Below are 21,776 nucleotides of genomic sequence, written 5' to 3'. Positions count from 1 at the left end.
GCTCGAATCGACCGAACCCGCTCAGAACGTGTAGCCGTGGCGCTCGGTGACGTGGTAGGCCGCCGTGCCCCAGACGTAGTTCTCGCCGGGCCACCACGTCCGGGCGTTGTTGAACCCGCCGACCAGCACGCCCGCGTCGGGATTTTCGGGGTCCGGGTGGAAGTTGACCGACCCGCTGTCGCCGTCGGAGAAGCCCGACTCGTTGCCCCACTTGAGCTGGCCGCGCTTGCAGATGGCCCCGTAGGCGCAGGTGAGGCCGTCGACCGCCTGAATCTGCCCCGAGGTTCGCCCGGTCTTGACGCCGATCTTCTCCAGCGGCTCGTCCCGCGCTTTGAGGTCGGCCAGCCCCTCCTTGGTGAACTGGCCGACGACGCGCCCGGGCTCGCCCCCGTGGATGCGGTGGAGGGGTCGGAACTCCGAGGTCGGCCGGGCCGCGACCACGTCCGACTCGGGGAACCCGGCCTCGACCGACCCGATTCGCTCGCGCTCGCTGCCGGCCAAGAACATCGGCGCGCCCCCGTCGGCGCTCCCGTCGTAGATGTGGTTGGCGGTGGCGAACAGCCGCGACCCGTCCGAGGGGTCGGTCATCGCGGGCGCGAGCGTTCCGTACATCTCGTCGCTGGCGACCGCGACGCTGCCCGGGACGCCGCCGTCCGATGACACCGGGTCGTCGCTCGACAGCGCCTCGTCCGGGCGGTCGGCGTCGTCGTCTCCACGTTCGTCGACCGCCTCGACCGCGCGGACCTCGACCGGCGTGTCTTCGACGCGCTCGGGCAGGTCGCCGAGCGCGCGCTCGGCCGTTACCTCCACCCGGATGGCCGCGTTCCGACCGCCGTACTCGCCGGGCGCGACCGCCGAACTCGCCACGTCGTCGCGGCCGACCGCGTCGAAGTTGCGGTGGGCCGCCACCGCCGACCGGAAGTCGTCGTACCAGTCGGCCGGCACCGTCCGGCGTCGCGGTCGCAGGTCGGCGTCCGCGTCCCCCTCATCGTCGCCGCGCGCCAGTCCGTACACCACCGGGACCTCGTCGCTACTGGCCGCTCGCACGTCCCCTGGCGTGAGAAGCGCCGTCGAGAGCGCGCCGAACCCCAGACCCGCGAGCGTCTCGACGAACCGCCGCCGTCCCATCCGCCCGACCGGCTCGTCGTGGACGGCACCGGTCCGAAACGTGTCCCCGTCGTCCCCCATCTCTCCGCACACCTGTACGCCGGAGGGTCACTTCAAACTGCTTGCCCGTCCGAGCGGTGTCGTCCGGGCGGGGCCGCGCCCCCGACGGGGCGGATTCGGGTCGGGGAGGCCGACCGTTGGTCGCCGCCTCACAGCGGCTTCCACGTCCGGGGCGAGTCGTTCAGGCGCTCGCAGCCGTCCTCGGTCACGGCCACGAGGTCCTCGATGCGGACGCCGAACTCGCCGGGCAGGTAGACGCCGGGTTCGACGCTGAACACCATGCCGGGTTCGAGTTCGGTCTCGTTGCCCGCGACGACGTACGGTTCCTCGTGGACGTCGAGGCCGACCCCGTGGCCGGTGCGGTGGGTGAACCGGTCGCCGTAGCCCGCCTCCTCGATGACCTCGCGGGCGGCGCGGTCGACCGCCTCGGCCGGGACGCCGGGTTCGGCCGCCTCGACGCCGGCCTGCTGGGCCTCGCGGACGACCTCGTGGACCCGCTCGAACTCTTCGGGGGGGTCGCCCGCGAACACGACCGTCCGAGTCTGGTCGCCCGGATAGTCGTCGACGTACGCGCCGAAGTCCAACACCACGGGGTCGCCGCGCTCGATTTCCCGGTCCCCGTGGCGGTAGTGGGGCTTCGCGCCGTTGGGGCCCGAGCCGACCACCGTGCCGAACGAGAGGTCGCCGCCCCCGCGTTCGGCGAGCAGGCGCTCTATCTCGCCGGCGAGTTCCGTCTCGGTCATCCCGATCGCGTCCTCGCCCAACTCCCGAACCGCGACGCTGGCCTCGTCGGCGACCGCGCCGGCCGCCCGGAGCGCGGCGAGTTCGGCCTCGTCCTTCCGGACCCGGAGGTCGTCGAACACCTCGCTGGCGAGTCCGAAGGTCGCGTCCGGGAGCGTCTCGCGGAGGTCTTGAGTGAACAGCGCCCACATCCGGTCGTCGACGAGCAGGCGGCCCCCGCGCAGGTCCAGTTCGTCGGCGACCGCGCCGACGAGGGCCATGGGGTCCTCGCCGTCGTCCCACAGCCGACGGTCCGCGACCCACGAGGCGTCTCCTATCTGTTCGTCGTACATCTGGGGGGCGACGAACACGGGGTCGCCGTCGCTCGGGACGAACAGGAACAGGTGGCGCTCGCCCGGTTCCTCGCGGAACCCCGAGGCGTAGAACAGGTTGGTACTCGGGAACAGGACGGCCGCGTCGGCACCCGCGTCGGCGAGTCGACTCTGACACCGGCGGGTTCGGTCCTCGAAGACGGTCACGCCCGGAGGTTGCGCGCGACGCGACATAAAGTTAGCAGCCGTCGCGACCGACCGGCGACACGAGGTCGGTTCGCCGCCGTGGAAAAGTTTTCAACGCGGTGTGCCGGAATACGAACCATGACGCTCGAAAGCTCCGTCACGGCCGCGCCGGACGACGACCGGGTGGTCTTCGAGTACACCGTCGAGAACGTGGGCGACGCCCCCGAGGAGATAACCTTCCGGAGCGGCCTGTCGGCCGACTTCGCGGTGGTGGACGGCGACGACGAGAGATGGCGGGCCAGCGATGGCCAGCTGTTCACCCAGGCGCTCCGGACCGAGACCGTCGACGCCGGCGACAGCCGGACCTTCTCGGAGTCGTGGGACGACCCCGAACCGGGCGAGTACGCGGTGGTCGCTACGCTGAACGCCGGCATCGACGCCGAGGCGCGGGCCGACTTCTCGGTGTAAGGGGGAAGCGACGATTCGCGCCAGCTTGCCACGTCACCAACGCTTTTGTCGCCGGTTCAGGAACGCGATGATGTGACGCTCGAACCAAGCGCGCGCAGTTCGAATCGAACCGACGCCGCCGACCGGGAGGCGACGTGAGCGACCTCGCCGTCACGGTCGCGGGCCGGGAACTGACTGCCTCGTGGGTCGAGGAGAACCCCGAGACGCGGGCCGCACTCGCGGACGCGCTCCCCGTCGCGGGCGAGGCCGCGAAGTGGGGCGACGAACTCTACTTCGACGTCCCGGTGGACGCGTCACCCGAGAACACGCGCGAGGCGGTGCCGGTCGGGGCGATAGCCTACTGGCCGCCCGGAAACGCGCTTTGTCTGTTCTGGGGGCCGACGCCCGCCAGCGTGGGCGACGAGCCCCGAGCCGCCTCGGGCGTCGCGGTCGTGGCCGAAATCGAGGACGTGTCCCCGCTCGCTGGCGTGACGGCGGGCGCGCACGTTCGGGTTGCCGGGGAGTGAGCCGGGCGACCGCCATCCCGGCGACTGCGGCCATCGGTCCCGCGGCGAAGACGCGGAGCGGTGGCCTTTAGTCGCCGCCACCCCGAGTGGCGGGCATGGAAGAGCAACCCGGGCTGAGCGACGAATACCGCAAGGCGAGCCCGTGGCCCCTGTTCGTGGCCTTCGGCCTCGCCATCTTCGAGGTCGGCATCGTCTGGCCCCTCTTTCCGGTCGCGGTCGGCGGCCTGCTGCTGTTCGTCGGCAGCGTCGTGGGCATCCTCCGGGAGTCGGGCTACGTCGCCGACCCGTGGAAGGGGCTGGTGGCGGCGTCGGCGCTCTGTCTGGCCGTCGGCGGTGCCGTGACGCTGACCACCGGCGGGTCGGTCCGGCTGCGCGGCCTCGCCATCCTCGCCGGCGGCGTCGTGGTGCTGGTGGGCGGGGTATTCGGCTCGTTGTGGTCCCCCTCGCAGGTCCAGTAGCGGCCCACGACCCGCGCGACCGCGACGCTCCCGCCGGAACCCGCGTCGGCGGCGAACGCGAATCGGCAACCTATTTGGCACCGGCGGGGCAACCGTGGGTCATGGCGACCCCCATCTTCGACAAGGACACGTGGCTGGACCTCACGGTCAACATCGTCCCGCTGACCATCATCGGCTTCTTCGTGGCGCTGTTCGCAGTCGTCTCGCCGTGGGGCATCTCGGGCCTCGAATCGGTCATCGGGTTCGCGCTGCTGGTCGTCCCGTTCGTCCTGCTTGCGTACCTGACCTACATCTCCGCGCGCGCCATCGAGTCCGGCGAGGAGTGAGCCGTCCGACGCCGGAGCGGTCGATGCGACGCTTCTCGACCCGCGGGAATCCCCGTAATCGGTCCGTACGCGGGTGCCATCGCCGCGCTCGCGCCCGAATCGGTCGAGCTACGGGGGTCCGACCGGTAGCGGGGTCGCGTGTGACTCCCCCGCAGGAGAACCGCTGGACGACGCGGGGCGTAACCTAACCTTTCTTTACCCTGTAGTCCTGACCACGGCGTATGGTAGAAGCCGGGCAGATAGTACTTACAATCGTGATGGGGGTGTTGCTGGTCGCGGTCGCAACGTTCCTCTCACGTTTCGAGGACTGGCGGTCGTACAGTCCCGTCGCCGGCGGCGCGAGCGGATACGCCGGCGAAGGGGCCGACCGTGCCGTCCACGACGAGAAACCGGGCGGCATCGTGCGCTGGTTGACGACGGTCGACCACAAGGACATCGGCCTGTTGTACGGGCTCTACGGTATCGTCGCGTTCGCGTTCGGCGGTATCGCGGTGTTGCTGATGCGCGCGGAACTGGCCGTCCCCGAATCGACCGTCATCGGCGCGAACTTCTACAACTCGCTGCTGACGACCCACGGCATCACGATGCTGTTTTTGTTCGGGACGCCCATCATCGCGGCGTTCGGGAACTACCTCGTCCCGCTGCTCATCGGGGCCGACGACATGGCGTTCCCGCGCATCAACGCCATCGCGTTCTGGCTGCTCCCGCCCGCCGCGCTCCTCATCTGGGCGGGCTTCCCGCTGGCGACGATTACGGGCGGGAGCGTCGAGCCGGCACAGACCGCGTGGACGATGTACCCGCCGCTGTCGGTCGAACAGCTCAATCCGGGCGTCGACCTGATGTTGCTCGGACTCCACCTCTCGGGCATCTCCGCGACGATGGGCGCGATCAACTTCATCGCGACCATCTTCACCGAGCGCGGCGAGGACGTCGACTGGGCGAACCTCGACATCTTCTCGTGGACCATGGTCACCCAGTCGGGGCTCATCCTGTTCTCGTTCCCGCTGCTGGGGAGCGCGCTCGTCATGCTGTTGCTCGACCGCAACTTCGCCACGACGTTCTTCGCGGTCGAGGGCGGCGGCGCGATGCTCTGGCAGCACCTGTTCTGGTTCTTCGGCCACCCCGAAGTGTACATCCTCGTTCTCCCGCCGATGGGGCTGGTGAGCCTGATTTTGCCCCGGTTCGCGGGCCGGAAGCTGTTCGGGTTCAAGTTCGTCGTCTACTCGACGCTGGCCATCGGCGTGCTGAGCTTCGGCGTCTGGGCCCACCACATGTTCACGACCGGCATGGACCCGCGCATCCGGGCGTCGTTCATGGCGGTGTCACTGGCCATCGCGGTGCCCTCGGCGGTCAAGACGTTCAACTGGATTACCACCATGTGGAACGGTCGGCTCCGGATGACCGCGCCGATGCTGTGTTGCATCGGCTTCGTCCAGAACTTCATCATCGGCGGCGTCACCGGCATCTTCCTCGCCTCGATTCCCATCGACCTCGTGCTCCACGACACCTACTACGTGGTCGGGCACTTCCACTTCGTCGTGATGGGAGCCATCGCCATGGCAGGGTTCGCGGGCATCTACTACTGGTTCCCGCTGTACACCGGCCGGATGTACCAGCGGACGCTGGCCAAGTGGCACTTCTGGCTCAGCATGATCGGGTCGAACGTGACCTTCCTCGCGATGCTGGTGCTGGGCTACGGTGGGATGCCCCGGCGGTACGCCACCTACCTCCCGCAGTTCGCCGACATGCATCTGGTCGCGACCGCCGGCGCGTTCATCATGGGCTTCGGTCAGCTCATCTTCGTGTACAACCTCGTCACCTCGTGGCTGGAGGGCCGGCGCGTCGAGAGCGGCGACCCGTGGAACCTCGAAGACGACGGGCTCAAGACCAACGAGTGGGCGTGGTTCGAGCGCAAGCGCGAGACCGCCCTCACCGACGGCGGCGACGAGGAGGTCGCAACCGACGGCGGCGAGACCATCGACGAGGACGGAGGCGTCGCGGCCGACGGTCGGGACGCCGACGAGTAACGCGGACCGGGTCTTCGATTCTTCTGCCGGGCGGTACGAACCGGCCGCGGCTCGCGGCCACAGCGACACGACTCCCCGACGGCGGCGTCGCGTCGGCGGCCGCGGTCAGGTCACCACGAGGACGATGCCCATCGCGAACATCAACACGACGATGCCGCCCAGAACCAGCGCGAGGAGTTCCTTGTCCGACATGCACGGCCGTAGGGGCCGTGGATGAAAAGGCTAATCGTTCCGCCGACCCGACTCCCGACCGTGTCCCGGACGTTCCGCGGTCGGTCGTTCGTGTTCGTCCTCTACGGCGTCGTGGTCGCAATCACGGGCGTCCTCGGTGCAGTGCTGGGCGCGTTCGGTCCCGACGACCTCACGTCGGTCGCACTGCTGGGCGTGGTCGAACTCCGGCCGACGCCGCTCGGACTCGCGGCGTACGGCGTCGTCACGGTCGGCCTCGCGCTGGGCGTCCCGCTCGTGCTGGTGGCGTACGCCTCGCGGCTCGACGACGCCGCGGTCGAGGACGGCTGACTACCCTTCACCGACCATCCGGTCTTCGTCGCCCCACTCGCGCTCGCGGAGTTCGTACTTCTGTATCTTCCCCGTGGCGGTCTGGGGGAGTTCCGAGACGAACTCGACCCGGTGGACCGCCTTGTAGGAGGCGACCCGTTCCTCGGTGAACTCCCGTATCTCCCGTTCGGTCACGCCGGGCTCGTCGGGGTCGCTCGACGCCGGGACCACGAACGCCTTTGGCGTCTCGCCCCACTGCTCGCTGGGCGCGGGGATGACCGCGACCTCGTCGACCTGGTCGTGCTCGAAGAGGGTGTCTTCGAGCTCGATGCTGGAGATGTTCTCGCCGCCCGAGATGATGATGTCTTTCTTGCGGTCCTGTATCGACACCATACCGTGCTCGTCGACGATCGCCAGGTCGCCGGTGTGGAACCACCCCTCGCGCTTCTCGTTGAACGCCGTCTCCGTCGCCTCGGGCCTGTTCCAGTAGCCGTCCATCACCTGATTGCCCCGGACCACGATCTCGCCGACGGTCGCGTCGTCGCGGGGGACCGACTCGCCGTCCTCGTCGACGACGTCGACCTGCGTGCCGAGGACGCCCATCCCCTGGCGCTTTTTCACCTTGAACCGGCCGTCGTCTTCGCCCATCAGGCGGCGGGCGTCCGAGATGGTGACGAGCGGCCCGGTCTCGGTCAGCCCGTAGAGGTGCTTGAGGTACCAGCCGAACTCGTCTTCGACGGTGCGGATGGTGGCCTCGGGCGGGGCCGCCCCGGCGGTCGTGACCCGCACGTCGTTGTCGCCGCTCATCGCGGGCTGGTCGTTGTCCTCGTAGTAGTCGGCGAGCATGTTGAGGACGGTCGGCGCGCCACACAGGAACGACACGTCCTCGGTCCGGATGGTCTCGACGACGCCCGCGGCGTCGACGCCCCTGGTGCAGACGTGTTTCGCGCCCATCCCGGTCACCGCGTAGATGTGACCCCAGCCGTTGACGTGGAACATCGGCAGCGTCCAGAGGTAGACGTCGTCGTCGTACAGTTCGTGATGGACCGAGAGGATATACGCGTGGAGGGTCTCGGTCCGGTGGGTCCGCATCACGCCCTTGGGGTCGCCGGTGGTGCCGGAGGTGTAATTGATGGTGATGACCTCGTCTTCGGCCATCTCCGGGCGCTCGTACGATTCGGGGTCCGCGTCCGCGAGGACCTCGTCGAAGTCCTCCCAGTCGCCGTCGGTGCGGTCGGCGTCGGTTGTGACGAAGATATCGGTGGGGACGTCGTCGCGGACGGGTTCGATTTTGTCGGCGTAGGCGTAGTCGGCGACGACGGCGTCGACGCCCGCGTCGTTCAGGATGTACTCGTAGTCGTCGGCGGTCAACCGGTAGTTCAGCGGGGTGTGTATCGCCCCGAGTTGCATGATTCCGTGGGCGGATTCGAGGTGGTAGTGGGTGTTCGGGTCCAGCACCGCCACTCGGTCGCCCTTCTCGATGCCGCGGTCGGCCAGCGCCGCCGAGAGCCGGTCGACCCGCTCGCCGAACTCCTCGTAGGTGAATCGGTCGCCGGTCGTCGCCACGACGGCCTCCTGGTCGCCGTAGTGGTTGCGGGCTCGGTCCAGGAAATCCGTCACCAGTAGCGGTTTCTCCATGTGCTGTCATTCACGAACTTTAAGGAAGTACGTTGCGGAGCGGGTAAATATTCGCCCGCGCCGACCGGGTCGGCGTCCGAACGGCCGTGGGCGACTGGCTCGACGGGCGAGCGGGAAACCTTTTGCCGGCGGCGTGCGTCCGTGCGTGCATGGACGTTGCGGCACCGGACGGCGGCGGCGTGGCCAGCGGAACGGCCAAGGTCAGCGACTACATGACGCGGGACGTGGCGACGGTCTCGCCCGACGCAACGGTCGAGACCGTGGCGCGTCGCATCTCCGAGAGCGACGACCACAACGGCTACCCGGTGTGTGACGGGCGGCGGGTCGAAGGATTCGTCACCGCCCGCGACATCCTGCTCGAAGACCCCGACGAACCCATCTTCAAGGTGATGTCCCAGGACCTCATCGTGGCCCACCCCGACATGAAGGTCGACGAGGCCGCGCGGGTCATCCTGCGGTCGGGCATCCAGAAGCTCCCGGTCGTCGACGACGCGGGCAACCTCGTGGGCATCATCTCGAACACGGACGTCATCCGCTCGCAGATAGAGCGCGCGACCCCCGAGAAGGTGGGCAAACTCATGCGGACGCTCGAGTCCATCCACGACACCGAAGTCGAGCAGACCCGCCGCGAGGTGCCCCTGGACGCGCTCACGCCGACCCAGGGGAAGGTGTACGCAGACGAACTCGAAGGCCGGACCTACGAACTCGAACGCGGGCTGGCGGAACCGCTCGTGGTCATCGACTGCGCGCCCAACGGCGGGGACGAGGACCTCCTGCTGGCCGACGGCCACCACCGCGTGATGGCGGCCGACCGGGTCGACCTCGACCGGATGGACGCCTACGTCATCCTCGTCGACGAAGACGTCGACCTCGGGATGGCCGAAACCGCCGAGAAGGAGGGGCTCGAAACGCTCGACGACATCGACGTGGTCGACTACGCCCGCCACCCGCTGGTCGAGACCACCAAGCGATTGCAGTAGTCACGGCTCCTCGACCGAAGCGACGTCGAGGTCGCCGTCGAGCGTCAGCGAAAGCGCGTCCCCGTCGAACTCGGTCCGCACGCGTATCCGGACCGGCTCGCGGGAGACGACGACAGTCCGCTCGGGGTCGCGCACGAAATCGAACCAGAGGTACGACCGCCGGCGAACGTCGACCCCGTGGTCGTGGTAGAACGACACCATCGCGGGGTGGCGCAGCGCCGTGGCACCCACCGGGAGCAGCATCGAGAGCCAGCAGCTCCGGCAGTTCAGCCTCGCGTACGTTCTCCCGTCGGCGTCGTTTTGGACCGGGACCTCCGGCGTGACTCGACCCCAGCAGACGAAACACGTCCCGTCGACCGCCCGCTCGACCTCGCGCTGGGCTTGTGCGTCGGCGAGCTTGACGATCTCCGCGACCGACCGGTCGGCGGCGGCTCGCGGGGGTATCCCGGTGCCGAATATCTCGCCGTGTTCGGGACACTCCATCCGAGTGCGGCCGTGGTCGTACGCGGCCGAGAGCGACGACTCACACTCGGGGCAGGTCGCGTCGAAGTCGGCCGTCTCGCTCGTCGACGCGCCCGTGTACGTGCCGGACCGTATCGCACCGACCGCACGGAGCGCGGCGAACCGCGGGTGGTAGCGGCCGTCGCGCTTGACGACGAACTGGTCGCGGAGCTTGTCGAGGTGGTAGTTGAACTGCCCGGCGTCCCGGACACCGACGCGCTCGCGCAGCTCCGAGAACGCGAGGCCCTCCTCCTCGCCCTGGTCGGCCGCCGCGAGCGTTTCGAGGATGGCGACCCGCGTCTCGTCGCCGAGAATCCCGAACGCCTCGGCGGGGTGGAGTTCGCCGTCGTCGTCCATAGTGCCCGAGAGACCCGCCCGGTTGAAAACGCTTTATTGTCAGCTCGATTGCTGAACTGGCGTTCTGGGAACACTTTTGTCTCCCACCTGTCTGGATACTCTCATGAATGCGACGGAGGGCGAGGCCGTCGACGCCTCGTCCGCACCCGAAGACGACTCCGCACGGAAGCCGACCGACGCTAATCGCTCGGGCGAGGACACCGCCACGGGCCCGGACGACCCCGTTCTGAGCGTCCGAGACCTCCGAAAGACGTACGGGAGCGGCGACGACGCGGTTCGGGCGGTCGACGGCGTCAGCTTCGAGGTCGAGCGCGGGTCGGTGGTGGGGCTGCTCGGCCCCAACGGCGCGGGCAAGACCACCACCATCAAGTCGATACTCGGGCTGGTCGTCCCGTCGAGCGGGAGCGTCCGAGTCGCCGGCGTCGACGTGCACGCCGACCCGGGCCGAGCCTACCAGCACGTCGGGGCGATGCTGGAGGGCGCGCGCAACGTCTACTGGCGGCTCACCGTCCGGGAGAACCTGGAGTTTTTCGCGGCGCTGGGCGGGCAACACGCCGAGTCGACGCGGGACCGCCACGACCGCCTGCTCGAACAGTTCGGGCTCGCGGACAAGGCCGACGACCCCGTCAACGAGCTCTCGCGCGGACAGAAACAGAAGGTCTCGCTGGCCGCGACGCTCGCGCGCGGCACCGACGTCGTGTTCCTCGACGAGCCCACGCTCGGCCTCGACGTCGAGGCCTCGCTGGAACTCCGGCGCGAACTCGCCCGGCTCGCCGACGAGGAAGAGATCACGGTCGTCCTCTCGAGCCACGACATGGAGGTCCTCGAAGAAATCTGTGACCGCGTCGTCATCCTCTCGGACGGACGGGTCATCGCCGACGACGCCGTCGAGGACCTCGTCGGCGTCTTCGAGACGCAGGCCTACCAACTCGTCGTGGCGGGCGACGTGACGAGCGAGGTCCGGGACCGCCTCGACGGTCGATTCCGCGTCGAGAACTGGGAGTCGCTGGAGGACCGCACGCGCTTCGACGTCACGCTCGGCGAGGACGACACCCTGTACGGCGTCCTCGACGTCCTCCGGGAGGCCGACCATCGACTGCTCGACGTGGACGGGCTCGAACCCGACCTCGAAGACGTCTTCCTCGACGTCACCGGTACCGGTCCGGGAGGTGACGGCGCGTGAGCGCGCCGACGCGGTCGACGGGAGTCGAGGCCGGCCCCGTGGGGTACCTCAAGTTCTTCCTCGCGTCGCTGCGCAAGCGCGTGTTGCTGATGGTCCGGTACCCCGTGAACTTCCTGACGGACATCGCGCAGTTCCTGCTGTTGTTCCTCGCGGTGTTCTACGGCGGGCGCGCAATCGCCCCCGCGGCCATCTCCGACACCATCGAGGGCATCATCGTGGGCTTCCTGCTGTGGACGCTCGCGCTCTCGGGATTCTCGGGGCTGTCGTGGAACGTCACCCGCGAGTCTCAGTGGGGAACGCTCGAACAGCTGTTCATGTCGCCGTACGGGTTCGGGCGGGTCATGTTCGCCAAGACCGTCGTGAACGTGCTCGTTTCCTTCCTCTGGGGAGCTATCACGCTCGCGTTCATGATGGCGGTGTCGGGGCGGTGGCTGGCGCTCGACCCGCTGACGGTCCTCCCGCTCAGCGTGCTCGCGCTCGCGCCGGCCCTCGGCGTCGGGTTCGCGCTCGGCGGTCTCGCCATCCGGTTCAAGCGCATCGAGAACGTCTTTCAGGTCATGCAGTTCGCGTTCGTCGGGCTCATCGCCGCGCCCGTGGGCCAGTACCCGCTGTTGAAGTGGCTCCCGCTCGCGCAGGGCAGCCAGTTGCTCCAGACCGCGATGCGGGACGGCGTCCGGCTGTGGGCGTTGCCGACTGACGAACTCGGCGTGCTGGTGGTGACCGGGGTGGGCTACCTCGCGCTGGGCTACGTGGTCTTCGGCTACTGCCAGCGGTGGGCGCGCCGCGAGGGCGTCATGGGCCACTACTGAACGCCACCGAATCCTTAATGGACTGTCCGGCGAATGTACGACCATGTACGACGAGGACGACCTCGCGGAGATACGCGAGGGCAAAGACGAGTGGGAGGACGAGACCCTCGGTCCCGTACTCGACGCCTACGGCGAACGACAGGACCGGTTCGCCACGGTCTCGAACCTCGAAGTCGACCGGCTGTACACGCCCGAGGATGTCGCCGACATCGATTACGAGGAAGACCTGGGGTTCCCCGGCGAGGAGCCGTACACTCGGGGCGTCTACCCCACGATGTACCGCGGCCGGACGTGGACCATGCGCCAGTTCGCCGGCTTCGGCACCGCCGAGGAGACCAACGAGCGGTTCCACTACCTCATCGAGAACGGCCAGACCGGCCTCTCGACCGCGTTCGACATGCCCAGCCTGATGGGCAAAGACTCCGACGACCCGCTCTCGGACGGCGAGGTGGGCAAGGAGGGCGTGGCGGTCGACACCCTCCGGGACATGGAGATACTGTTCGACGGCATCGACCTCGGCGAGGTCTCGACCTCCTTTACCATCAACCCCTCCGCGCCGGTCATCTACGCGATGTACGTCGCGCTGGCCGACCAGCAGGGCGTCCCCCGCGAACAGCTCCGGGGCACCATGCAAAACGACATGCTCAAGGAGTTCATCGCCCAGAAGGAGTGGGTGGTGCCCCCGGAGCCCAGCCTCGACATCGTGACCGACACCATCGAGTTCGCGGTCGACGAGACCCCCAAGATAAAGCCCGTCTCCATCTCGGGCTATCACATCCGGGAGGCCGGCTCGACCGCGGTCCAGGAGCTGGCCTTCACGCTGGCCGACGGCTTCGCGTACGTCGAGGACTGTCTGGACAGCGGCATGGAAATCGACGAGTTCGCGCCACAGCTCTCCTTTTTCTTCAACTCCCACAACGCCATCTTCGAGGAGGTCGCGAAGTTCCGCGCGGCCCGGCGCATCTACGCGACCGTGATGGACGAGTGGTACGACGCCGAGGCCGAGGCGAGCAAGCAACTCAAGTTCCACACCCAGACCGCCGGCCAGAGTCTGACCGCCCAACAGCCGCTCAACAACGTGGTCCGGGTCACGATTCAGGCGCTCGCGGGCGTGCTGGGCGGCACCCAGAGCCTCCACACCAACAGCTTCGACGAGGCGCTCGCGCTCCCGAGCGAGGAGGCGGTGCGGGTCGCGCTCCGGACCCAGCAGATAATCGCCGAGGAGTCGGGCGCGGCCGACATCGCGGACCCGCTCGGGGGCTCGTTCGCGGTCGAGAGTCTGACCGACGAGGTCGAGGAGAAGGCGATGGCCTACATCGAGGAGATAAAGGAGATGGGCGACGGCTCGGTCCGGGACGGCGTGCTGGCGGGCATCGAACAGGGCTACTTCCACCGCGAGATTCAGGACGCCTCCTACGAGTACCAGGAGCGAGTCGAGCGCGGCGAGGAGACCGTCGTGGGCGTCAACGAGTACGAAATCGAGGAGGACACCCAGCCCGACATCCTCACGGTCGACGAGGAGGTCCAACAGCGCCAGCTCGACCGGCTCCAATCGGTCAAAGACGAGCGCGACGACGCGGCAGTCGAAGACGCGCTCGACGACCTCCGTGACGCCATCGAGAGCGACGGGAACGTGATGCCCGCCATCGTCGACGCGGTGAAAGTCTACGCCACGATGGGCGAGATAATGCAGGTGTTCGAGGCCGAGTACGGGTCGTATCAGGAGACCGTCAACGTCGCCTGAGCCGGCACGTCGAGCGGACGGCCGCCCGAACGCTCCCAAGACTCTTGTCGCGGCGGGCCGTCCTCCCGGCGTGGAGTACACGGTCCAGTACTACGACCTCGTCCTCGGCGCAATCCTCGTCACCATGAGTCTCGGCGCTGGCGTCGGCCTGCTCACGTCGGTCGGGCTCCCGACCGCGGTCACGGCTTCGGGGCTGGTCGCGGTCGCGGTCATCGGGCACGGCCTGTTCGTCAACGGGCCGGTCGACGCTCCGGAGGACCTCGCCGACGAGGTCGACGCGCTGAACTGAGACGGGTCAGCGAGGACGGAAAATCCGGCCTACGACCCGAGCCAGTCGTTGGTCGACACCGAATACCCGGCGTCCCGGCATATCTCCGCGCCTTTCTTCCGGACTCGCCTGCTCGGCGGGAGCTTCTCTTTCTCCCGAATCGTCTCGGCAATCCACGAGGCGAGTCGCTGGGCCGCAGCCTCGCCCGCGAGGTCGTCGACGGCTTCGAGGGACTTCTCGTAGGTCCGTCGCTGGGACCGGCCGGAGTCGTCGTTCCTGTACTGCTGGCGCTTGCCGATACTCTCCTCGACCGCGCGGTCGACGGTACGCATCGACTGTTCGACGCCCATGGGGCGTCAACGGCGTCGTCGCGGGAATAGCTGACGGGCGTCGTTCCCCCGAATCAGTTCTCGGGCTCGAGCACCGTCGCGTCGAAGCTCGCCTCGCCGCCGGGGGCGTAGTCGGCGTCGGGCGTCGACTGGATGGTCTCGAAAAAGCGGTCCGTGATGACCTCGCTGACGACCGTGGTCAGCGACGCCTCCTCCTCGGCCTCGACCTCGCCGAGCAGGCCGAGCGGAATCTGTGCGCCCGCCATGTCGGCGTGGCCGCCCGCGCTCCCGATCTGGCCGAACGCCGCCCGCATCGTCTCGCCGAGGTCGACGTCGGTCGCGCGCGCCCGGGCCGAGACGAACACCGTCCCGTCCTTGAACCCGTACACCAGGGTCGTGGTGACGTCGTCCATCGCGAGCAGTTGGTCGGCGGCCTGCGCCAGCGCGTCCCGGTCGGCGAGCTTGCCGACGCAGGAGGCCAGCACGGTCCCGTCGAGCCGTCGGTTTCGGATGGCCCGCGCCATCGTCTCGAAGGTGTCGGCGCTGACCGACGGGCTCTCGACCCGGTCGAGGACGGCGGTGTCGGCGCGGGGCAGCAGGTAGGCGGCGGCCTCGAAGTCGGCGGTCGAGACCTCGCGGGCGAAGTCTTTGGTGTCGACCCGGACGCCGTACAACAGGCCGGTCGCCACCGCCTCCGAGAGGTCGATGCCGAGCCGCTGGACGTGCTCGGCCAGCAGGGTCGAGGTCGCGCCCACGTCGCTGCGGAGGTCGACGAACCGGGCGTCGACCGGCTCCTTGGGCGGGTGGTGGTCGACCACCACGTCTATCGGGGTGTCGTCGGGGAGCTGGTCGTTGACGCCCGGCCGAGAGTGGTCGACCAGTGCGACACCGCCGAACTCCGAAAGGTCGAACTCCGACGCCGACTCGAAGTTTCGGAGGTCGAGATCGAGCAGGTTGACGAACGCCCGATTCTCCTGATGGGATATCTCGCCGAAGTAGCACGCCTCGGCGTCCACGCCAGTCTCCGCGGCGACGCGACACAGCGCGACGGCGCTGGCGATGGCGTCCGGGTCGGGGTTGTCGTGCATGAACACCGCCAGCGTCCCGTCCACGCCCCGGAGCGTGCGCCGGAGGTTCGCGGTCCGGACCGCGTGCTCGCCGAGCGCGACCGTCAGCACCTGCTGGGCGACCGCCTCGGTCGAGTCGACGACCCGGTCGGCGGTCGCCGAGAGCGCGAACCGCTGGTCGGCGGTCGGCTCCTCGCCGGCGTAGGCGACGAGGTACGCCTCGGGGAACTGCTCGGCCGCGAGTTCGGAAGCCGCTCGGTTGACCTCGGAATCGGCGTCCGCGACCACGACGAGGTCGGGGTTCTCGGCGCTCTCGGCCACGACCTCCGAGTCGGTCGGGTCGTCGCAGGTCGCCGACACCTTCTCGTCCCGGAGCGCCTCGATGCGGCTCTCGGCGTCGTCGACGACGAGCAGGTCCTCGGGACCGTCGGCTATCGCCTCCACGAGGTTCTGGCCGACGGTTCCACATCCCAGTACGAGCCGGGAAACCATTCTATCCCGCGCTTCCGGTTGCGCGGCCTAAAGTCTACCGTCTATGGCTCGAAACCGGTTCTCGGTGGCGATTTCGGGGTCCGTGGGTCGTCCGGAGCCGGGCGCGAGTTCGTCGGTCTGCCTCGGCACTCGGACTCGCACTTCGAGGACGGTCGGGGTGCTGGGCCGTGTCGTGGCGTGCGGTGCTTCGGCGTGCAGTGCTATGGCGTGCGGTGCTGTGGCGTTCGATTGCGGTGCGGTTCTCACTCGCCTCGGCAGTAGCTAGCTTCCTTGGCACTCTCACGTCGCAACTTGTCGTAACGAGAAGCTAGCTTCTGCCTCAACCGATGAGTGACCGCACAGCCCCGCAACCGCACAGCATCCACGACTGCACCGCACCGCGACCGCACAGCAGGAGCCTCACGCCTCCCCAGCCGATTGCGGTCCTCGCTCTGCTGCGGTCCTCATCCCTCGCACGAGTTGGCGCGGTCACGAGGACCGCGCAGCGCGCGCCGACGTGGAGAAGTCATTATCGCGCTGACGTGGAGAAGTCGTTCTCGCGCCGGGTGGAGCGGTCGGTCGAATCGAGACGCAGAACCGACCGTCGGTAACGCCGACGTTTCCGAATCGAGCCACCCGCGACGCCGCGAAAAGTCGAGTTCTCGCGGTCAGGCAACGAGCGCGGCCGCCGCGCCGGTGGCGTACTCCCAGACCGGGCCGAAGCCCGGAATGAGCAACACCGTCACGATGGCGGCCGTCGCGAGCGCGGCGTAGAGGCCGACCGGCCGGGAGTCGATGTCGAACTCGCCGTCGGGCTCTTCTATCCACATCGCCTTGACGACCCGCGAGTAGTAGTACAGCGACAGCGCGCTGTTGACCACGCCGACGAGCGCGAGCCACCAGACGCCCGCGCTCACGGCTCCGGCGAACAGGAACCACTTCGAGAGCGCGCCGCCGCCGACCGGGACGCCCGCGAGGCTGAACAGGAAGACGGTCATCGCGGCGCACGCGAACGGCGCGCGGGTCGCGAGCCCGTTGTAGTCCTCGAACCGGCGGCCGACCGACCAGTGTTCGGCCAGCGCGACGAACAGGAAGGCTCCGGTGTTCATGAAGCCGTACACCAGCAGGTGGGCCATGCTCGCGCCCAGCACGAGCTGGTCGTTCCCGCCGGTCAGCGCGGCCAGCCCGATGAGGGCGTAGCCGGCGTGACCGATCGAGGAGTACGCGAGCATCCGCTTGACCGTGTCCTGGGTCGCGGCCGCGAAGTTCCCGACCGTCATCGTGAGGACCGCGAGTATCTGGGCCGCCAGCACCCAGTCGACGCTCGTCGCCGCGCCGCTCACGAGCGAGTCGACCGGGAACGCGACCGTCAACACTCGGAAGGCGACGGCGAACCCGGCGGCCTTCGAGGCCGACGAGAGGAACGCCGAGATGGGCGCGGGCGCGCCCTCGTAGGCCTCGGGTGCCCAGAAGTGGAACGGGACGCTCGCGGTCTTGAACGCGAACCCGCCCAGTATCATCAGCACGCCGACGCCCAGCACGCCGGTCAGCTCGGTGTCGGCGACGCCGGCCGCCACGTCGGGCAACAGCAGCGAGCCGGTGACCCCGTAGACGAGACTGATGCCGTACACCAGGATGGCCGACGACAGCGCGCCGATCAGCAGGTACTTCAGCCCGGCCTCGACGCTGCCCCGGTTCTTCTTGAGGATGGCCACCAGCGCGTACGACGGCAGGCTGGCGAGTTCGAGGCTGACGAACACCACCGCGAGGCTGTTGGCGGCGGCCATCACCGTCATGCCCGTCGCGGCCAGCAACACCAGCGCGTAGTACTCGGCGACGTAGTCGTGGTCGCCCATGTAGTCGTAGCTGGCGACGCTCACCAGCGCGGTCACGCTGGCGAACAGGAACGCGAAGAACAGGCTCATCGTGTCGACGACCAGCGCGTCGCCGAACAGCGTGATGGGCTCCTCGCCGGTGCCGGCCACGAGGTACCACGCCGCGAAGCCGGCGGCCGCCAGCGCGCCCACGACCGACGTGCCCGCCAGCAGCGCGGGGTCGTCGGAGTCGGGGTCGACGCTATCGATGAGGAACAGCACGAGCGCCGCGAGCGCGAGCGCGAACGCGGGCGCGAGCCCCATCCACGGCGGAAGGTCGACTGCTGCCATCTACACACCACCTCCCGCGGACTCGACCAGCGGATGGACTGCGTCCTGTATCATGTCGTAGAAGATGTTCGGGTCGACGCCGAGCAGCACCACGAGCAGTATCAACACTACGAGAGGTGCCACGTCGTGGAACGCCGCCGGGCCGACGTCGTAGTCGGTCTCGACCTCGAACGGGCCGAACAGCGTGCGCTGCATCGCAAACAGCAGGTAGCCCGCCACGATGACGATGCCGAACATCGCGGCCGCCGTGAACAGCGGCGCGCTCGCGAGCACGGTCGACTCGAACGCGCCGATGAAGATGAACAGCTCGGCGGCGAACCCGGCCATCAGCGGCAGGCCCATGTAGCCGAACGCGCCCGCGACGAACACGGTCACGGTGAACGGCATCCTGCTGGCCAACCCGGACATGTCCGACACCATCCGGGTGTGGGTCGTGTTGTAGATGACGCCGACCGCCATGAACATCAGCCCCGAGATGAGGCCGTGGGCGACCATCTGGAACGTCGCGCCGCCGAGGCCGTACAGCGAGTACGCGACCAGCCCGAGGATGACGTACCCCATCGACGACACCGAGGAGTACGCCACGATGCGTTTGAGGTCCGACTGGGCCAGCGCGAGCATCGCGCCGTAGATGACGCTCACGACCGCGAAGGCGGCGATGAGCGTGGCGTAGTCGGCCGCGACGCCCGGCAGCATCGTGAAGTTGAACCGGAGCAGGGCGTACGTCCCCATCTTCAGCAGGACGCCCGCCAGCATGATCGACACCGGCGTCGGGGCCTCGACGTGGGCGTCGGGCAGCCACGTGTGGAACGGCACCACCGGCACCTTCACCGCGAAGCCGAGGAACATGGCGGCGAACGCCGCCACCTTCACCGATTCGGGGCCGACCGGGCCGAGCGAACCGAGTTCGCCCGCCCGGAGCGCCTGGGCGACCGTCGGCAGGTCGAACGTGTTCACGTCGCCGAGCGCGAACACCAGCGCCACGAACCCGAGGAACATCACGAGGCTCGCGACGTTGGTGTAGACGAACATCTTGATGGCGGCGTACTTCCGGCGCGGTCCGCCCCAGACGCCGATGAGGACGTACATCGGGACGAGCACCATCTCCCAGAACACGAACCACAGGAAGAAGTCCAGCGCCGAGAAGACGCCGAGCAGCCCCGCTTCGAGGAACAGCATCAGCCCGTAGAACTGGCTCTCCCGCTCGTCGATGGGCGTCCACGACGCCAGCAGCGCCAGCGACGTGAGCACCGTGGTCAGCGCCACCAGCGGCATGCTGATGCCGTCGAGGCCGACGTGCCACTGCAGCGCGTAGTCGCCGGCCGCGACCCACTGGAAGCTCTCCTCGAAGGCCAGTTCGCTCCCCGACAGGAGCGCGTTTCCGCTGGCCTCGTACGTGCTGTACATCCAGAGGCTCCCGCCGAGCGGGAGCAGGCTGAGCGCGAACGCGAGCTTGCCCGCCACCTTGTCGGGAGCGAGGAAGACGGCGAACGCGCTCACCAACGTCGCCGCGATGAGTGCTTCGATCAGCATTCAGAACCAACCTCCCATGAGGCCGAACGCGACGAGCAACACGACCAGCCCGGTCGTCAGCAGGAAGGCGTAGTTCGACACCACGCCCGTCTGAATCCGCTTGAGCCGGCTCCCGCCGAACAGGCTCACGCTGGAGACGCCGTCAACGACCCCGTCGATGACGCCCTGGTCGAACTTGTCGGCAGCCCGCGCCAGCGGCAGGGTGACGCCCTCGGCGAGCCAGACCTGGTACTCGTCCTGGTAGTAGTTGTTGAACCACAGCGTCTTGACCGCACCGAGCCGGTCGGTGTGCTCCTGGGGCTCGGGGTCGGTGTACAGTATCCACGCCACGCCCGAGCCCATGAGCGCCAGCGCCAGCGACACCGCGCCCGCCGCGAGCGAGCTCAGTTCGGCGGCGGTGTAGCCCGCGAAGTCGTGGAGCAGGTCGCCGTAGTGGTGGGCGCTCAGCGCCTCCGGCCCGGCGTCGAGCCAGTCGTGGAGGAACTCCAGGTGGACGCCCGTGAGCTCCTGGACCGGCACCATGTTGACGAGGCCGGCGACGGCCGCCAGGATTCCGAGCACCGCCAGCGGGAGCTTGACGTTCCACCTGACGCCGTGGGGGTCGCGGGCGGTGTCGCTCCGGGGCTCGCCGTGGAAGGTCAGAAGCACCATCCGGAAGGTGTAGAACCCGGTGAAGAACACCGCCAGCAGACCCATCGCGTACGCGCCGAGCAACAGCGGGCTGTTGAGACCGTGGACGAGCGCCTCGTACAGCACCTCGTCTTTCGACCAGAAGCCCGAGAACGGGACGATGCCCGCCAGCGCGAGCGACCCCGAGAGGAACGCGTAGTAGGTGACGGGCATCTTGTCCTTGAGCCCGCCCATGTCCCACATGTTCTCGTTGTGGTGCATCGCGATGATGACCGACCCGGCACCGAGGAAGAGTAGTGCCTTGAAGAACGCGTGGGTCATCAGGTGGAAGGTCGCCGCGACGTAGCCGCCAGCGCCCAGCCCGAGCATCATGTACCCGTACTGGGAGATGGTCGAGTACGCCAGCACCTGCTTTATCTCCTTCTTGACGACGCCCATGGTGGCGGCAAACAGCGCGGTGAAGCCGCCGATGAACGCGATGAGCGCCAGCACCTGGGGCAGCAGGGCGTAGAACCCGTAGATGCGCGCGACGAGGTAGACGCCCGCCGCGACCATCGTCGCCGCGTGGATGAGCGCCGACACGGGGGTCGGACCCTCCATGGCGTCGGGCAGCCACGTGTGCAGGGGGAACTGGGCGGACTTGCCGACCGCGCCGCCCAGAATCAGCAGGCCGAGCACCGCGAACCACGCCTGCGGGTCGAGCCCGAGGTAGGTCGTCACCTCGGCTCCGGCCCCGCCCGCGAGCACTTCCTCGGCCAGGACGGGGAACGACTCGCTGCCGACGAACATCGACGTGCCGAACGTGGCGAACACGCCGACCACGCCGACGAGGAAGAAGTAGTCCCCGAACCGCGTGACGAGGAACGCCTTCTTGGCCGCGCTCGGCGGGCCCTCCTCGCGGAACCAGAAGCCGATGAGCAGCCACGAACACAGGCCCACCAGCTCGAAGAACATGAACGCCATCAGCAGGTTGTCCGCGAAGACGAACGACAGCATGCTCGCGGTGAACAGCCCGAGACCGGCGTAGTAGCGGGGCAGGCCGGTCTCGTCCTCGTCGTTCATGTAGCCGAGGCTGAACACGTGGACCAGGAGCGCGACCAGCGAGACGATGATGAGCATCATCGTCGACAGCGGGTCGAGCAAGACGCCGAAGTGCAGGTCGAACGCGGCGTCGCCGTAGCCGGCGACCCACGTTATCGAGTCGTGGTAGAGGCCCTCGGACGACCCGCGGACGGCCACGAACGCCCACACCGACAGCGCGAGCGAGCCCGCTGTGGCGAGGATGCCCGGGACCGCGCCGCCCTTCGGGAGCAGTCGCGGGGCGAACGCACCGACGAGCAGGGCGATCAGGAACGATACGAACGGCAGGGCCGCGATGACCGGTGCCAACTCGAAGGGGAGTGCTGCCATCGT

Annotated in this window: 20 protein-coding genes; 11 read left to right on the top strand and 9 right to left on the bottom strand. The window is 68.4% G+C overall.

What is annotated here, in order from left to right:
* Window positions 1-21: 21 nt before the first annotated feature.
* Window positions 22-1,188 (bottom strand): hypothetical protein, encoded by a 1,167-nt coding sequence (locus EPL03_RS09720; RefSeq protein ID WP_135829129.1) that lies wholly within the window; start codon window positions 1,186-1,188, stop codon window positions 22-24.
* A gap of 128 nt (window positions 1,189-1,316) precedes the next feature.
* Window positions 1,317-2,426 (bottom strand): M24 family metallopeptidase, encoded by a 1,110-nt coding sequence (locus EPL03_RS09715; protein WP_244605240.1) that lies wholly within the window; start codon window positions 2,424-2,426, stop codon window positions 1,317-1,319.
* A 117-nt stretch (window positions 2,427-2,543) separates the two neighbouring features.
* Here EPL03_RS09715 and EPL03_RS09710 point away from each other — a divergent pair, with 117 nt between their 5' ends.
* From EPL03_RS09710 to EPL03_RS09685, 6 genes are all read left to right on the top strand, one after another.
* The gene (locus tag EPL03_RS09710) at window positions 2,544-2,873 is read left to right on the top strand and encodes a BsuPI-related putative proteinase inhibitor (protein WP_135829127.1); all 330 of its coding nucleotides are present in this window, start codon (window positions 2,544-2,546) and stop codon (window positions 2,871-2,873) included.
* A 134-nt stretch (window positions 2,874-3,007) separates the two neighbouring features.
* Window positions 3,008-3,379, top strand: a complete 372-nt coding sequence (locus EPL03_RS09705) for a cyclophilin-like fold protein (protein ID WP_135829126.1) — start codon at window positions 3,008-3,010, stop codon at window positions 3,377-3,379.
* A gap of 95 nt (window positions 3,380-3,474) precedes the next feature.
* Window positions 3,475-3,837: a DUF7541 family protein gene (locus EPL03_RS09700; protein WP_135829125.1), complete on the top strand. Its 363-nt coding sequence runs from the start codon at window positions 3,475-3,477 to the stop codon at window positions 3,835-3,837.
* A gap of 101 nt (window positions 3,838-3,938) precedes the next feature.
* Window positions 3,939-4,163 carry a DUF6684 family protein gene (locus EPL03_RS09695; RefSeq protein ID WP_135829124.1) on the top strand — a complete coding sequence of 75 codons (225 nt, stop codon included), beginning with the start codon at window positions 3,939-3,941 and terminating at the stop codon, window positions 4,161-4,163.
* 257 nt (window positions 4,164-4,420) lie between these two features.
* A complete protein-coding gene (locus EPL03_RS09690; RefSeq protein WP_135829554.1) occupies window positions 4,421-6,190 on the top strand; it encodes a cytochrome c oxidase subunit I in 1,770 nt (589 codons plus the stop codon).
* Between the two features lie 252 nt (window positions 6,191-6,442).
* Window positions 6,443-6,709: a DUF7520 family protein gene (locus tag EPL03_RS09685; protein ID WP_135829123.1), complete on the top strand. Its 267-nt coding sequence runs from the start codon at window positions 6,443-6,445 to the stop codon at window positions 6,707-6,709.
* On the opposite strand, the gene EPL03_RS09680 is transcribed toward EPL03_RS09685, so the two are convergent.
* Window positions 6,710-8,326 (bottom strand): long-chain-fatty-acid--CoA ligase, encoded by a 1,617-nt coding sequence (locus EPL03_RS09680; protein WP_135829122.1) that lies wholly within the window; start codon window positions 8,324-8,326, stop codon window positions 6,710-6,712.
* A gap of 149 nt (window positions 8,327-8,475) precedes the next feature.
* On the opposite strand from EPL03_RS09680, the gene EPL03_RS09675 reads away from it, so the two are divergent.
* The gene (locus tag EPL03_RS09675) at window positions 8,476-9,306 is read left to right on the top strand and encodes a CBS pair associated ParBc domain-containing protein (RefSeq protein ID WP_135829121.1); all 831 of its coding nucleotides are present in this window, start codon (window positions 8,476-8,478) and stop codon (window positions 9,304-9,306) included.
* Here EPL03_RS09675 and EPL03_RS09670 read toward each other — a convergent pair whose 3' ends face one another.
* Window positions 9,307-10,164 carry an ArsR/SmtB family transcription factor gene (locus EPL03_RS09670; protein ID WP_135829120.1) on the bottom strand — a complete coding sequence of 286 codons (858 nt, stop codon included), beginning with the start codon at window positions 10,162-10,164 and terminating at the stop codon, window positions 9,307-9,309.
* Between the two features lie 103 nt (window positions 10,165-10,267).
* On the opposite strand from EPL03_RS09670, the gene EPL03_RS09665 reads away from it, so the two are divergent.
* The 4 genes from EPL03_RS09665 to EPL03_RS09650 all read left to right on the top strand — a co-directional run bounded on the left by EPL03_RS09665 (window position 10,268) and on the right by EPL03_RS09650 (window position 14,189).
* On the top strand, window positions 10,268-11,347 hold the full coding sequence (locus tag EPL03_RS09665; protein WP_135829119.1) for an ABC transporter ATP-binding protein: 1,080 nt from the start codon (window positions 10,268-10,270) through the stop codon (window positions 11,345-11,347).
* A complete protein-coding gene (locus EPL03_RS09660) occupies window positions 11,344-12,156 on the top strand; it encodes an ABC transporter permease (RefSeq protein ID WP_244605239.1) in 813 nt (270 codons plus the stop codon). The genes EPL03_RS09665 and EPL03_RS09660 overlap by 4 nt, the downstream gene beginning before the upstream one ends.
* A 43-nt stretch (window positions 12,157-12,199) precedes the next feature.
* A complete protein-coding gene (locus tag EPL03_RS09655) occupies window positions 12,200-13,900 on the top strand; it encodes an acyl-CoA mutase large subunit family protein (RefSeq protein ID WP_135829118.1) in 1,701 nt (566 codons plus the stop codon).
* A gap of 70 nt (window positions 13,901-13,970) precedes the next feature.
* Window positions 13,971-14,189 (top strand): hypothetical protein, encoded by a 219-nt coding sequence (locus tag EPL03_RS09650; protein WP_135829117.1) that lies wholly within the window; start codon window positions 13,971-13,973, stop codon window positions 14,187-14,189.
* A gap of 29 nt (window positions 14,190-14,218) precedes the next feature.
* On the opposite strand, the gene EPL03_RS09645 is transcribed toward EPL03_RS09650, so the two are convergent.
* The 5 genes from EPL03_RS09645 to nuoL all read right to left on the bottom strand — a co-directional run bounded on the left by EPL03_RS09645 (window position 14,219) and on the right by nuoL (window position 21,773).
* Entirely contained in the window at window positions 14,219-14,518 is a 300-nt protein-coding gene (locus EPL03_RS09645) for a hypothetical protein (RefSeq protein WP_135829116.1), read from the bottom strand.
* Between the two features lie 53 nt (window positions 14,519-14,571).
* Window positions 14,572-16,056, bottom strand: coding sequence for a DHH family phosphoesterase (locus EPL03_RS09640; protein WP_135829115.1), 1,485 nt, complete (start codon window positions 16,054-16,056; stop codon window positions 14,572-14,574).
* Window positions 16,057-16,703: 647 nt separating this feature from the next.
* A complete protein-coding gene (locus tag EPL03_RS09635; protein WP_135829114.1) occupies window positions 16,704-18,200 on the bottom strand; it encodes an NADH-quinone oxidoreductase subunit N in 1,497 nt (498 codons plus the stop codon).
* Entirely contained in the window at window positions 18,201-19,733 is a 1,533-nt protein-coding gene (locus EPL03_RS09630) for a complex I subunit 4 family protein (RefSeq protein ID WP_135829113.1), read from the bottom strand.
* Window positions 19,734-21,773: an NADH-quinone oxidoreductase subunit L gene (gene nuoL, locus EPL03_RS09625; protein ID WP_135829112.1), complete on the bottom strand. Its 2,040-nt coding sequence runs from the start codon at window positions 21,771-21,773 to the stop codon at window positions 19,734-19,736.
* Window positions 21,774-21,776 lie beyond the last annotated feature (3 nt).

The sequence above is a fragment of the Halorussus halobius genome, assembly GCF_004765805.1.
Classification (GTDB): Archaea; Halobacteriota; Halobacteria; order Halobacteriales; family Haladaptataceae; genus Halorussus; species Halorussus halobius.
Note: the sequence above shows the minus strand (reverse complement) of the source record. Positions and strands in the feature narration are given on the sequence as shown.